At 47.3% G+C, this 13,627-nt stretch carries 10 protein-coding genes; 4 read left to right on the forward strand and 6 right to left on the reverse strand.

Features of this window, described 5'->3' with window-relative positions:
• Positions 1-28: 28 nt before the first annotated feature.
• Genes thrC through thrA form a run of 3 tightly spaced genes read right to left on the reverse strand, consistent with a single transcriptional unit; the run spans position 29 to position 4,685 of the window.
• Positions 29-1,267, reverse strand: coding sequence for a threonine synthase (gene thrC, locus B9N89_RS25445; protein WP_132324053.1), 1,239 nt, complete (start codon positions 1,265-1,267; stop codon positions 29-31).
• On the reverse strand, positions 1,264-2,166 hold the full coding sequence (locus tag B9N89_RS25450) for a homoserine kinase (protein ID WP_132324055.1): 903 nt from the start codon (positions 2,164-2,166) through the stop codon (positions 1,264-1,266). Before B9N89_RS25450 ends, thrC begins: the two co-directional genes overlap by 4 nt.
• The gene (thrA, locus tag B9N89_RS25455) at positions 2,166-4,685 is read right to left on the reverse strand and encodes a bifunctional aspartate kinase/homoserine dehydrogenase I (RefSeq protein WP_132324057.1); all 2,520 of its coding nucleotides are present in this window, start codon (positions 4,683-4,685) and stop codon (positions 2,166-2,168) included. The genes B9N89_RS25450 and thrA overlap by 1 nt, the downstream gene beginning before the upstream one ends.
• Before the next feature lie 157 nt (positions 4,686-4,842).
• Between thrA and amaB the strand changes: the two genes are divergently transcribed.
• The 4 genes from amaB to B9N89_RS25475 all read left to right on the forward strand — a co-directional run bounded on the left by amaB (position 4,843) and on the right by B9N89_RS25475 (position 11,030).
• On the forward strand, positions 4,843-6,393 hold the full coding sequence (gene amaB / locus B9N89_RS25460) for an L-piperidine-6-carboxylate dehydrogenase (protein ID WP_132324059.1): 1,551 nt from the start codon (positions 4,843-4,845) through the stop codon (positions 6,391-6,393).
• A gap of 42 nt (positions 6,394-6,435) precedes the next feature.
• Complete coding sequence (locus B9N89_RS25465) at positions 6,436-7,281, forward strand: enoyl-CoA hydratase-related protein (RefSeq protein ID WP_132324061.1); 846 nt, start codon at positions 6,436-6,438, stop codon at positions 7,279-7,281.
• 284 nt (positions 7,282-7,565) lie between these two features.
• Positions 7,566-9,512, forward strand: coding sequence for a serine hydrolase domain-containing protein (locus tag B9N89_RS25470; RefSeq protein WP_132324063.1), 1,947 nt, complete (start codon positions 7,566-7,568; stop codon positions 9,510-9,512).
• Between the two features lie 261 nt (positions 9,513-9,773).
• Positions 9,774-11,030 (forward strand): sensor histidine kinase, encoded by a 1,257-nt coding sequence (locus tag B9N89_RS25475; RefSeq protein WP_132324065.1) that lies wholly within the window; start codon positions 9,774-9,776, stop codon positions 11,028-11,030.
• A 17-nt stretch (positions 11,031-11,047) separates the two neighbouring features.
• On the opposite strand, the gene tsaE is transcribed toward B9N89_RS25475, so the two are convergent.
• The 3 genes from tsaE to glmM are packed head-to-tail and all read right to left on the reverse strand — an operon-like array spanning position 11,048 to position 13,593.
• Positions 11,048-11,476: a tRNA (adenosine(37)-N6)-threonylcarbamoyltransferase complex ATPase subunit type 1 TsaE gene (tsaE, locus tag B9N89_RS25480; protein WP_132324067.1), complete on the reverse strand. Its 429-nt coding sequence runs from the start codon at positions 11,474-11,476 to the stop codon at positions 11,048-11,050.
• Complete coding sequence (locus tag B9N89_RS25485; RefSeq protein ID WP_132324069.1) at positions 11,476-12,234, reverse strand: pyridoxine 5'-phosphate synthase; 759 nt, start codon at positions 12,232-12,234, stop codon at positions 11,476-11,478. Before B9N89_RS25485 ends, tsaE begins: the two co-directional genes overlap by 1 nt.
• A 9-nt stretch (positions 12,235-12,243) precedes the next feature.
• Positions 12,244-13,593, reverse strand: coding sequence for a phosphoglucosamine mutase (gene glmM, locus B9N89_RS25490; RefSeq protein WP_132324071.1), 1,350 nt, complete (start codon positions 13,591-13,593; stop codon positions 12,244-12,246).
• Between the last annotated feature and the right edge of the window lie 34 nt (positions 13,594-13,627).

Here is a 13,627-nt window from a genome sequence, read left to right on the forward strand (position 1 = left end):
AACCTTTGCAAAGGTTGCTTTCAATTCCTCAGTTTAAAATCTTCTTGGAGATTTCTTCAAGATTTGCCCTTATAGGCTCCAACTCTCGGCCGCTATGTTGTAACACAGCATCGGTGTCCTTGAGCATATGCCCTGTGAGGATACCAACGACAGATTCATGGGCCTTGATGATTCCCTGATCTCTCAGTTTTTTGGCGCCTGCTAAAGAGCACGCACTGGCGGGCTCACAACCAATACCTTGGCGATCGATCACTAGCTTTGCTGCTATGATCTCCTGGTCAGTCACTTGTTCTACAACCCCATTGAGATCTTTGATCACACGTTTCGCCTTGTGGAAATTCACAGGGTTGCCAATTCGAATGGCCGTCGCCACAGTTTCCGGTTCCATAGCATCAAGACTCCGCAAACCTTGCTGATAGGACTTATAGAACGGGTTCGCTCCCTCAGCCTGAATACTCGCAATCCGTGGCAGTTTACTGATCCAACCAGCATCATAGGCCTCCCGAAGCGCCTTACCGAATGCACTTGTATTACCCAAGTTGCCACCCGGTACCACAATCCAATCTGGAGCTTGCCAGGAAAGATTCTGTAGAATCTCCCATATAATTGATTTCTGCCCTTCTAAGCGAAACGGATTGAGAGAATTTACGAGATAGACATCCCCACGCTCAGCTAAGTCCTTTACCATTGCCATGGCAACATCAAAGCTGCCGGTAATGGCGAGACACTGTGCTCCGTATCCCAAAGCTTGGGCCAGCTTGCCCATCGCAACTTTACCGTCAGGGAGAAAAACAACGGATTTCAATCCTGCTTGAGCTGCATAAGCTGCTAAAGCTGCGCTGGTGTTACCAGTGGAGGCGCAAGCGACGACATTCGCTCCAAGCCTCTTCGCCTGAGTTACAGCGAGCGTCATGCCGCGATCTTTGAACGAACCCGTGGGATTTTCACCCTCATGCTTAAAAGCAATGTCATCGATTCCAGACCAATGCGCAAGAGCTTTCCGGCGATAGAGCCTGGTATTGCCCTCTGGGTGAGTAACAATCTCACTTTCAGGAATCGATAAGATCCCCTCGCGAAAACGCCAAACCCCACTGACATCCACATCTTTCTGGCTTAAACATCGTTGATCAAAGAGGCTTGTTTGAAGCTCTTTTAGCTTCTCCAAAGGGCGCTCCACGGCGAGCAATCCACCGCAATCGCAACTATAGCGAATTCTGTCGATAGAGTATTCTTGTTGACACTCGATACATCTTAGTACTTCATTCATAACACTTTCGCTCCCTCAGCTGCAATCGAGCCAATAAAAACAGTACAATCACCAAATACATGGTGAAGTGGTTCTTTCGCTTTTTCAGCATCATCCCTTCGCTCAAAGAAGGCAAAGCATGTAGGCCCAGCACCACTAATCGAGAACCCTAAAGCACCTAACTCCATGCAAACGTCTTTCGCCTCATCAAAACCAGGAATCAATGGTGAGCGATAGCGTTCTCCATAGCCATCTTCAAGACCATGTTTAATCATATCAAAATCACCGCGGGAGAAGCCGTTGACTAAGGTACAAGTGTTGGCCATCTGCCGAACCCAATCGGATTGTATAAGTTTTTCTGGCAATACAGAACGAGAGTCTTTGGTTTTTATTTTAATATTGGGAGTAACCAATAACAGAGTTGGTTGACATCCAACGGCAACTTGGTGAATGCGAATAGGATCAACGCTCTGCACAAGAGTCAAACCACCATAAACGCTGGGAGCAATATTATCGAGATGTCGCCCAGCTACGTGAGTTTCAGCAGTTAAAGCCGCCTCAACCACACCTTGATGGTCATCTTCTTTCCCTAGAAGAGCAGCAGCTGCCATGGCACCAGCCACACTTGAGGCTGCACTTGCCCCTAAACCACCAGAGGATGGTAAGGCTCGCTCGATATGAACATCCAAGGCCCGTCGAAAACCTTCTCTCGCAAGGTATGCTTGGGCAGCCAGGGTAACAGTATTTTCGCTGGGGTCAGTTGGAATAAGATCTGCATCTCGACCGGTAATATTAACTCTCGTTTCGTTCTCGCCCCATTCCATGGATACAGTGTCACCAAGCTCAGCTACCGCAAGCCCTAATACATCAAATCCTGGCCCGACATTGCCAATGCTGCCCGGAGAAAAAACCTTGACCATTAGTAACCCCTTTCCTGGCTCGCAGCAATGGCGATCACATCGTTCAGAACTCCCGCTGCGGTCACGTCTGCCCCAGCACCTGGCCCGGTTACAATGAGTGGATTTCCATTGTACCTTCGGGTACGGATTGAAACTTGATTTGCCGTACCCCGTAGTCTGCCAAGGGGCGACTGGGCATCCACAGCTTCGACGCCTACGGAAACCTCTTCCCGACTCAGACGAGCCACATAACGAAGGACTTTTCCTTCTGCTTTAGCCGTAGCTATCTTTTTACAAACTTCGTCATCAATTTCCTTGAGGGACTCAATAAAAATTTGCGGGTCATCGTGAGATAGATGCTCAGGATAGAGGGACTCAAGCTGGATGTCTTCCATATTAATACGGATATCTAGCGTTCTTGCCAGAATAAGTGCTTTCCGCGCCACATCCATTCCAGAAAGATCATCTCTTGGGTCTGGCTCTGTATAACCTTTTTCATAAGCAATACGTACCGCTTCAGAAAATAGAGCACCATCCTCCATCTGAGTCATCAGGTAGCCCAAGGTCCCCGACAAGCAACCTAATATTTCATAGACATCATCGCCAGCTTCAGATAGCTTTTCCAAGGTATCGAGCACTGGCAGGCCTGCACCAACGGTGGCTTCGTAGCGAATAAAGAGCCCTTTTTCATGGGCAAGATCAAATAGAGCTTGGTACCTTTCGTAAGGAATCGATAGAGGCTTTTTGTTGGCGACGACCACATGGAGGTTATGATGGAGAGCCTCACGAATCAATTCATCCGTCTCTGCTGCCGTAAGATCTACAAAAACTCCTTTGTGATAAGTTGTTTCCTCAAGATGCTTGCGCAAAAACTTCAATGACTGTGCGCCATCGAGTGCGTTGATTTTCTTTCCTGCCTCCTTCAGTTTGAGCACGTTGCTAAGCTCTTCACTAGAAAAACCGTGATCATTAAACAGACAGGCTGAGGAATCAATCAAGGAAACGATGGGCGTTTTGATCTTGATTTTATCGCGGAAGTAATCTTTTTGCCCTTCAATTTGTCGAACTAATGTCTGACCGATTTGGCCAAAACCATGAATAAGAAGGTTAACTTCGCCGCTGTCTCGTTGATGAAGTGCCTTGATCCGATTGAGACGATATTCCCGGTGAAGCGCTCGTAAAGCTGGCCCCATTTGATTCTCTTCGATAACCACAGAAATGTTCAGCTCTGACGAACCTTGAGCAATAGCATTAACATTGATTTCTTTGTGATGGATGCACTGAAACGCGCGCGCCGCAATCCCATGGGTACCACTCATTCCAAGCCCCACGATCGCTATCACACACTGATCCCTCTTGATCTTGATCTCATCAATCAGCCGAAACTCAATTTCATACTTAAAGGCGCGCTCCAGAGCCTCGCGGGCCCCTTGGGCCTCTTTCTGAGGAACCACGAAACAGATGCTTGATTCACTCGATGCCTGAGTGATTAGGGAAACAGAGATATCCTCCTGCGCCATCGCTCCGAAAGTGCGTGCAGCCATCCCTGGCACTCCCATCATACCGTTACCTTCTACTGAGATCATAGCTTGGCGGCTAACTGCAGTTAAGGCTTTCACAGGATAGGCTCCAGGTGAAACGTCACCAGCGATCAGTGTGCCGCTCAACGCAGGCTTAAATGTATTCTTAATGATCAAGGGGATACCTTGCGGAATCAAAGGAATGATGGCTCTTGGGTGAAGAACCTTGGCACCATAATAAGCTAGTTCAGCAGCTTCTCGATAGTGAAGCTCAGGAACCACACGAGTATTCGGTACATAGCGAGGATCTGCCGTTAGCAAACCATCGACTTCTTTGTAGAGGGTAACTGTATCGGCTTTTAAGAATGAACCAAGTAAGGTCGCTGAATAATCAGAGCCTCCACGCCCTAATGTCATCACATCACCATCAGGGCTCTCACCGATAAAACCAGGAATGATGGCCGTCTGCCCTTGATTCAAGCGAGGTATCAAAACACTTTGCACTTGTTGGATACTCTTCTCATGATTTGGCACAAGAGACCCAAGCTCTTTATGCAATTTGATCAGCTCAGTCGCATCTAAAAACTGAGCATCCAGCTTGTCACTCCTGAGTACAGAGGCCAAAATGCTCGCCATCATGCGCTCACCAGAAGACACAACTCTTGCATGCACTTTAGCAGTTAGTTCACCAAGGGTTTCGACACTGGAGAAAATAGTTGCTAGTTCAGCGATAACGCGATCAACGTCCCCAGCCAAGGTTTCTTTATCCTCGGGCGCTGTAAGCTCCTGAATAACTCCTTGATGACGCTGTCTCAGAGTTTCCAACTGCTGTTTCTCATTGCTCCGGTTACCTTGAACTGCTTGTTGGGCTAAGCTGTCTAGTGCGTCTGTTACCCCACCCATAGCCGACACTACAACTGTTAGCCTATTCGGATCTTGTCTAATGATTTCTGCAACCTGGGAAATGCAGGCGGTGTCTGCTAAGGAGGAGCCTCCAAACTTAAAAACGCGATAGGCCATGTCTTTTCTCTCTTTCCAAATGTTCCAAGCTAGTCCCTTGAGATTCGCCTAGAGGATAGCGGTTTCCTCCGTTAGCATCCATGAAAAACCTATGGTAAATTAGCCCCGCGAAGCGATAGAACGCTTGAAACCACAGTTTTGTCTAGGGGATCCCTGTATGTCAGAAAAAACATCTTTGGACTTTTTGAAGCAGTTAAACATTGGCGACGTCAGCCAGGCTGTCTGTACTGGACAGGAATGGTATGGAAGCCAGGATAACGGTCAATATGACTCTTACTCGCCAGTTGATGGCAAGAAGATCGGTAGCGTCCGCAAAGCCTCAAAGGCAGACTATGAAAAACTTATCACCACCGCAGAGCATGGCTTCGATCACTGGCGGCGACTTCCAGCCCCAAAACGTGGCGAAATTGTCAGGCAGATTGGCAACAAGCTGCGGGAGTATAAAGACCCTCTTGGGAAACTTGTTGCCTACGAGATGGGCAAGTCTTTGCAAGAAGGTCTCGGTGAAGTACAAGAAATGATCGATATCTGCGACTTTGCAGTGGGCTTATCTCGCCAGCTTCACGGCCTCACCATGCACTCGGAACGACCCAACCATCGTATGTACGAGCAGTGGCATCCGGTTGGCTTGGTTGGCATCATCTCGGCTTTCAACTTTCCTGTGGCCGTATGGTCTTGGAACTCCATGATCGCTGCTGTTTGTGGCGATGTAAGCATTTGGAAGCCATCGGAGAAGGCCCCTCTTTCTGCGGTTGCTTGTTTCAATGTGATGCAAGAAGTGCTCAAAGAAAACCAGTTGCCAGAGGGCATTTTCTCACTCATCGTTGGCGATGTTCCTGAAATTGGTGAGACGATGATCAGTGATCGTCGTTTGCCATTAATCTCTGCGACTGGCTCTACCCGCATGGGCAAACGGGTGGGCGAAGTTGTTGGCGGTCGTCTGGGTCGATCGATCCTGGAGCTAGGTGGTAACAATGCAATCATTCTCACCGAAAACGCCGACCTCAAACTTGCAGCTCCGGGAATCGTCTTTGGAGCAGTGGGCACTTGTGGTCAGCGGTGCACATCCACCCGTCGTTTGATCATTCATGAGTCCATCTACGATAAGGTCAAGGACATGCTAGTCAAAGCCTATAGTGGCCTTAAAATCGGATCTCCGCTCGACGAATCCAATCACGTTGGTCCGCTTATCGATACTGATGCTGTAAAGGCAATGCAGGATGCAATTCAAGCTGCGGAGAAGAACGGCGGCACCAAAGTCTTTGGCGGCGATGTTCTGGAAGGCGATGGCTACGAATCAGGGTGCTATGTAATGCCTGCTATCATTGAAGCATCAAATGAAATGGAAATCGTGCAAGAAGAAACTTTCGCTCCTATTCTGTACCTCCTCAAGTATAGTGGCTCCGTAAATAACGCTATCGCTCTTCAAAATGGAGTGAAGCAAGGCTTGAGCTCATCGGTGTTCACAACTGATATGCGTGAGTCCGAGCAGTTCTTAGCTGCGTGGGGTTCTGATTGTGGAATCGCTAACGTCAATATCGGTACTTCCGGAGCAGAGATTGGTGGAGCCTTTGGTGGTGAGAAAGATACTGGCGGCGGTCGAGAGTCAGGTTCGGATTCATGGAAAGCTTACATGAGACGACAGACCAATACCATCAACTTTGGTTCTGAGCTACCTCTTGCCCAAGGCATTAAATTCGACATCTAAAAACAGCTCCCCGATAAGGGGAGCTTGCAGGAGTACCTTTGTATGTCCGATCCAGTTATTGTCCAATATACCCCACTGCAAAGCACTGATGGCGAAGAGTCCAATGATAAAATCGCAAGTATCTGCATCAACCGCCCTGGTTCAGCCAATGCCTTTAGCGGCGAGATCTTAGTTGCCATCGCCAAGACCTTAGAGGTCATTGCAAAAGATCCGCATGTAAGACTGCTGCTCTTTCAAAGCGTCGGCAAGCACTTCTCAGCTGGAGCCGATCTGAACTGGATGAAAGAGTCCGCTCAACTTGGCTATGAGCACAATGTCAAGGAAGCGCAAAAGCTCACTGCCATGTTCGAGCAGATTTGCGCCATGCCTATGCCCACTATCGCGGTTGCCAAAGGAGCCGTCTATGGAGGAGCAGTGGGGATTATCGCCTGCTGCGATTATAGTGTTGCCCTCGATAATACTCGCTTCTGCCTCAGTGAAGCACGGGTTGGCCTCATACCTGCTGTGATTCTTCCCTACTTATCGCGTAAGATGAAGCCCTCCAGTCTTCGTAGATTTACCCTTTCTGCCCAAGTATTTAATGCTGAGCAGGCTAAATCTTGTGGTTTGATTGAAGAGATTCAAACGGTTGAAACCATCAATGAATGGCTCATCGGTGAGGCTAATCATATTCTTGCTGCAAGTCCCGAAGCACAGGTTGCCTATAAGATTTTGCAGGATACTGTAAACTCTCACAGCAATGCTCAAATCGACGAGACAGCGCAAAGCATCGCTAAGATCCGCGCAACTCCCATGGGCCAAGAAGGTTTAGGCTCGTTTTTTGAAAAACGAAAACCAATCTGGGTACGTAGTGTAGCACCAAGTGAATCACTTTTTATGGTTCCCTAGAAACAGGAGGATTATCCTCCTTTTACATAGCAAAATTCTCTAGCCTGTTTTGCAGATAGTGAACTTTCCCCGCACACCACTACCTTTCCCCACACACCTGTATCCTATCCCACACAAGTCTCCTAAACACTACATTTAGACTGCAAGCAAGAGATGTATGCTTTCGCAAGGACTCCATTTTGCAGTTCAATCGTCATATTGAATTATTTGGACATCGATATGAATCGGAGTAATCTCTTGTATTCAGTAGCAAGGGGTGCTCAAAACAACGCTTAGGAGCTTACATGGGACTTCGTTATCACCTCAAGTTCTTCTCGATGGGTTGCCTTCTTTTTAGTGCAGCCTGCCAAGAATCATCACACTCAAACCTCCACGCAAGCAACTCACCTGACTTCGCTGAGATTATGCAAAATTCCTTGGATGACTATATCCACTTCACAGGTGAGCCAGGTATCGCTATGAGCATCAACCTGCCTCAAGGCATCAGTTGGCAAGGGGCAAGCGGTGTCTCCAACATAAAAACTCAGGCTCCCTTATCACCTAACGACCTGATGGAGATTGGCAGCAATACTAAAACCTTTGTATCAGTAGTGACTCTTCAACTTGCTGAAGAGGGACTGATCAATCTAGAAGATCCCCTCGCCAAGCACCTACCGCAATACTCCAAGTGGAGTGATATCACCATCAGGCAGTTGCTACAGATGTCTGCAGGTATTCCTGATTACTCTCAAGCCGAAGATTTGGTTGCTCAGCTTTTCCCCAACATTAGCCGTAGCTGGTCGCCAGAGGAGATCATTAATCTCATCTATGAAAGCCCCTTGGATTACTCTCCAGGCGAAGACTGTAGCTACTCTCAAACGAACTATATAGTTTTGGGATTACTTATTGAGACCGTGACAGGGCAGCCCCTTGCTCAGGAGTTTAGAACTAGAATTTTTGATCCGCTAGAACTACAAGAAACTTTCTATGGTGTCCAAGAAGAGATCTCTGTTCCCCAAACCGTTGGCTATTCTACTCTAAGTGGGATTCAAAATACCCTCGTCCGACTGCTAAAGCCTAAAGCTGTGATTTCTGATCAACTGGTAGCTATGACGCAAGTGTTAGACTCAAGTATCGCTGGCGCTAGCGGAGCAATTTCTAGTAGTGCTGGTGATCTTCGCACCTTCACAGAAGCATTGTTCATAGGCAATCGCCTTCTTTCCGATAACTCAAAGGCTGAAATGATGGCCTTTCAGGAATGCAAACTCGGATATCTACCCCTAGACTACGGCCTTGGCCTCATGCGCTGGCAAACTAGCCAGGGAACCGCTATTGGTCACGGTGGCGCCACACCACTGGGCTTTCGATCGACGATGCTATTCGAGGCAGAGACCAAACTGGCTGTTACCTATGAAGGGAACTACGATCAGGGGCAGATTTATAATCTACTTAATCAACACCTTAAACTAGTTAAGTCCGACAAGAAACCTCAAGTGCAGAAAGCCTGCCCCATTCCTGACCAGCTTCATAGCGCCTCAAGTCCCTATTCGATTCGATTTAGTATCAAAGGTACTCTCAACGACGCTCCGAATAACGGTAATTTTTGGGGTGAAGACTACCTTAGCAACATAGAAAGCTTTCGATTCAAGCCGTTTCACGGTCAAAAGCGTGAGACATTTTATAATACCATTAGCTTAACACTCTCAGATGATAATGCTCCCTCTAAGATACAAGTCGTTGCTTCAGCTTTTGAGGATAAAGATGGGCCCGACTCAAACTCATCAAGCCTACTTCCGCCCTTTAAACCATGTCTGCAATCAGGATTAAGAAGCCTACCAGGTTGTAATGATAGTGAGCCTGGAGCAAGTGGCTTAATTATCAATATCGACGAGAAGTGGCTCGAAGAAGCTGCAAGCAACAGTCGAGGGATCATCGAAATCAACGATATATCCAAGGCTGCTGCAATAGTTTTAAGGGAGTCATGGATTGTTGCGGAAGGCGATGATGACAAACCCAATGGCTATATAAGATCTTGTGTTGAAGCGATAAGCGATCCGTACCAGACCTCGCGCCTCTACACCTGTGGTGACGCCCCAGATAAGATCGCACTTGGCAAAACCGTTCGCTTACATGGTTCATTGAATCTGACTGATGATCCCGAAATCGTTTCGGCAATCTTAAAAAGTGAAGATCCCAACAAAGAGACATGTACTTGTCGTAGTTTTGAAGACGAGCCCATCGCCTGCCCTTAAATAGACCGCTAGCTGACACAAGGATACAGTAGCTTAGCCAGAACCACGAGGCCTAGACCTCGGTGGTTCAAGCTACCATTTTAGATAGAAAAAATGATGATATTTAAGGATCCCAAAACCTTCAAGGGAGCGGCTATCTGCTTTTTGTCACCTAGATATTTTTTCTTCGGTATGAATTAGCATCGACACCTCTTATTTTATTTATGTCAGAAAATACTAGCCGATACCAGAGCATGGTAGAACTAAAGAGATCATAGGAACATGCTCGAAAACAAAGTTATTCAGAAATATCGCTTTCAATACTTGAAGTTGAGTCTTGATTTAGCAATTCTGAGCTACCTTATTATCTATCTCCTTAACATCTTTGTCGAATCCTATCAGCACAATCAGTTGATATTTCATACCTTCAGCATCCTTGTATTCCTAGGTTTGCGTTTGAGTTTTCACCGGCTGCCGATGCTCATAGCTTGGCTACTGATCGTTCTCGGCTTCCTCAATCTTTCGCTTACTATTTTAAAATCAGGACCAGATATAAATCATGAGGGCTTTATCGTCCTTCCCGTATTGATATTGGCCTCAGTTTTTATCTTAGGGATTAGGCCAGGGCTAATTATTTACTTTATATCCGTGCTTTTCACAGGCAGTATCTGGTTCTATGCTTACGATAGCGAGATGTTTTCCCCTCATCATCACAACCTATTCCTCACCCGAATCGTTGCCCTCACACTAACCCTTGTGGCCAGCTACTATTTTGATGCATTGTCCACTCGCTGTCTGAATGAAATCTCAAAATCACGAAAGATCATGGAGCAGAATGAACGCTTGTCTTCACTTGGAATGATGGCCGGCGGTATAGCCCATGAAATTAGTAACCCGCTCGCGATTTCCAAAGGCAGTCTTGCTATCATCCAGCAAGAAAAGCTTACTCCCCAGAAAAAAGCCCACTGGCTTGAAAAAATGGATCACGCATTACAAAGAATTGAGGAGATTGTCGCATCGATTCGCATGTTTTCCAACAACCACAACGATCAAAAAATTCTTCCTATTGATCTGCACCATGTATTCAGTGAGGTGTTTTCTGAGGTTCAAGATCGAGCCTGTCGCCTTGAGATTCAAATCGAAGCCCATCCCAGCTCGCGACCCATAGTTTGCAACCATTTCCACCTGTCAGCAATCCTCAAGACATGTATCGAGAATTCCCTTGATGCGATCGAAAAGCATGGACCATCTCGCAATGGCAAGGTTAAAGTGATTCAGTACGAAGGGATGGATAGCAGACAACTGCATATAGTTGACAATGCGAGCCTACCACCTGACACCACCCTAGATCATGTGTTTGACCCCTTCTATACCACCAAAGACATCGGCAAGGGGATGGGCTTGAATCTCACCCTAGTTCATTCGATTATCGCTCTTTATGGCTGGAGTATCGAAGCCAACCGTGACAAAGAAGTTACCACCTTCACCATATCGATGACAGAGAAAGATGCATCAGAAATGATTCCACTGGCTGGCTAGGGAATAGCATAGTAGGGCTATACTGTTTCTAAGCGATAGCCTCGCGACTGCCCATCCTCTTCGTAGCTAATGTGCAGTATGTGGCTTGGAGCAATGGTTTCATCATCGCCTGGCGTATCAGGCCACTCAAGAAATATTCCCCGATAGTCCCTATCTTTAACTCCAATTTCATCGAGACTGAAGCTATCTTCTGCCCGATATAAATCGAGGTGCGCGTACCATCGATCGCCAATTTGATACTCATTCATAATCGTATACGTCGGTGATACTACTGGAGTTTCATCGGAAAGGCCCTTGCCGCGCAGGTAGTGGCGAACGAGAGTGGTCTTTCCAGCCCCCATTTCCCCTTTTAACCAAAGCACAAAGTTTTCAGGCAAAGCCTCATCCAGCTTCAGGAGAAGCTCATAAAGAGAGTTCTCCCCGACAACCAGCTTTTCGAAGCCCATCAGTCCAGCCCCTTAAGTCTAGGCGCAAAACGGCTGTCGTTTAACAGTGACTTCATCTCGCGAACTGCTGATTCCAAGCCCACATAGATCGCACGGGAGATAATCGCGTGGCCAATGTTGGCTTCCTCGCAAAAGGGAATCGCCTGCATCCAGTGGGCATTACTGTAATGCAATCCATGCCCAAAATGAACTTGCAAGCCCATCTCATGAGCTTGTTTTGCAGATTCCATCAGCGGCTTTACCAATTCCCATTGTCGCTGGCTAGAACGGGCTGCATCCATCTCATGACAGAAGTTACCAGTATGGATTTCGATTGCGTCGGCACCAAGTTGCTTTGTTTGCTCGATGACCCGCTCATCCGCCTCAACAAATAAAGAGACAAGCATATCATGCTCTTTGAGATCAGAGATGACCTTCTGCAAGTTCTGGTAGTGATTCGGATCAAGCCCACCCTCAGTGGTTAGTTCCTGGCGTTTTTCAGGGACTAAAGTTACGGCATGGGGTTTTACTCTTTTTGCGATCGCGACCATCTCATCTGTAATGGCCATCTCAAAGTTGAGTGGAACGTTAATCTGCTCCTTCAGCAACTCGACATCTCGATCCTTGATGTGACGCCGGTCTTCACGTAGATGACAGGTTATATTATCAGCTCCCCCGAGCTCCGCGAGAAGTGCGGCCTGAACAGGGTTTGGATAGGCTTCACCACGGGCGTTCCGAACGGTTGCCACATGATCAAGATTCACTCCCAATCTAATCAAGATAAACTCCTAATTCGTACTATTCTGTAAACTATCTGCAATTTCGCGGGCCATCAGTTCCAACTCGTGGCTATCTTCGCCTTCTAGCATGATACGAGCTAGATTTTCAGTTCCTGAATATCGAAACAGGACCCGCCCCTTCGTTCCAAGTTTTGTCTCACACACTGCAATTGATTCCTTTACCTTCGGCAATTCTTCCAAAGGCACCTTCTTGCTAACCTTCACGTTCTTTAGAACCTGCGGTAAAACTTCCATGCACTTTTTGTGCTCTGATAAAGGCGATTTAGTCTCCTGCACAATCTCTAGCAAATGAAGAGCTGCCAAGATTCCATCTCCGGTGGTGCTGCTATCTGAAAAAACCATATGCCCCGATTGCTCGCCGCCGAGGTTGTATCCACCGCGACGCATTTCGTCGACAACGTAGCGATCGCCTACTTTGGTACGGAGCAATTTCACCCCAATACTTTTCATTGCGATATCAAGGCCCATGTTACTCATAACCGTAGCAACCACTGTCGACTTTCTAAGCCGTCCAGCTTTCTTCATGTAGCTGGCACAGATCGCCATGATCTGGTCGCCATCAATGATTTCCGCTGTATCATCAACGACAATCAAGCGATCGGCATCACCATCAAAAGCGAGGCCAATATCTGCCTTGTACAGTTTAACTAAGTCCTTCACCTTTTGAGGGTGTAATGCCCCACACTGATCATTGATATTGCGACCATCAGGCTTGTCGCCCACAACGAATAGTTCCGCCCCTAATTCTTCGAAAACCTTCGGTGCCACCTTGTATGCGGCACCATTGGCACAATCTAAGACAATCCTCATCCCTTCGAGGGTTAGGTGTTTTGGAAACTGCTCCTTTAGGAAAACCGCGTACTGGCCTACCGCATCGTCAATACGCTTGGCATTGCCAATCTGCATATCAACTGGGAAGCTATCCAATATCGGATCAAGCTCCAGCAACGACTCCAGCTTGTCCTCAATTTCATCCGGCAACTTAAAGCCATTGTCACTGAAAATCTTAATCCCATTATCATGAAAGGGATTGTGGGACGCAGAGATCACAATGCCGGCACATGCCCTCATTCCTCGCGTCAAATAGGCAATCCCTGGGGTTGGCAATGGGCCTAAGAAGCCGACATCAACTCCAACGCTGCAAATACCAGAACTTAGAGCTTGCTCCAGCATGTATCCACTACGTCGGGTGTCCTTGCCAATAAGGATCTTTGGTTTGGGGTAAGCCTTGCGAAAGTGAATTCCAATGGCTTGACCGAGCCTCAATACAAAATCAGGAGACATAGGATGAACGTTTGCTTTTCCTCGTATGCCATCCGTGCCAAAGTACTTACCCACAACTTGTGCCTCTCTACATCAATTTACCTTACTC

It is taken from the genome of Pseudobacteriovorax antillogorgiicola, from assembly GCF_900177345.1.
Taxonomy (GTDB): Bacteria; Bdellovibrionota_B; Oligoflexia; order Oligoflexales; family Oligoflexaceae; genus Pseudobacteriovorax; species Pseudobacteriovorax antillogorgiicola.

Coding starts and splice junctions, on each gene's coding strand:
- B9N89_RS25450 (WP_132324055.1), bottom strand. CDS start 2,166: ATGGTCAAGGTTTTTTCTCCGGGCAGCATTGGCAATGTCGGGCCAGGA.
- amaB (WP_132324059.1), top strand. CDS start 4,843: ATGTCAGAAAAAACATCTTTGGACTTTTTGAAGCAGTTAAACATTGGC.
- B9N89_RS25470 (WP_132324063.1), top strand. CDS start 7,566: ATGGGACTTCGTTATCACCTCAAGTTCTTCTCGATGGGTTGCCTTCTT.
- tsaE (WP_132324067.1), bottom strand. CDS start 11,476: ATGGGCTTCGAAAAGCTGGTTGTCGGGGAGAACTCTCTTTATGAGCTT.
- thrC (WP_132324053.1), bottom strand. CDS start 1,267: ATGAATGAAGTACTAAGATGTATCGAGTGTCAACAAGAATACTCTATC.
- B9N89_RS25475 (WP_132324065.1), top strand. CDS start 9,774: ATGCTCGAAAACAAAGTTATTCAGAAATATCGCTTTCAATACTTGAAG.
- B9N89_RS25465 (WP_132324061.1), top strand. CDS start 6,436: ATGTCCGATCCAGTTATTGTCCAATATACCCCACTGCAAAGCACTGAT.
- thrA (WP_132324057.1), bottom strand. CDS start 4,685: ATGGCCTATCGCGTTTTTAAGTTTGGAGGCTCCTCCTTAGCAGACACC.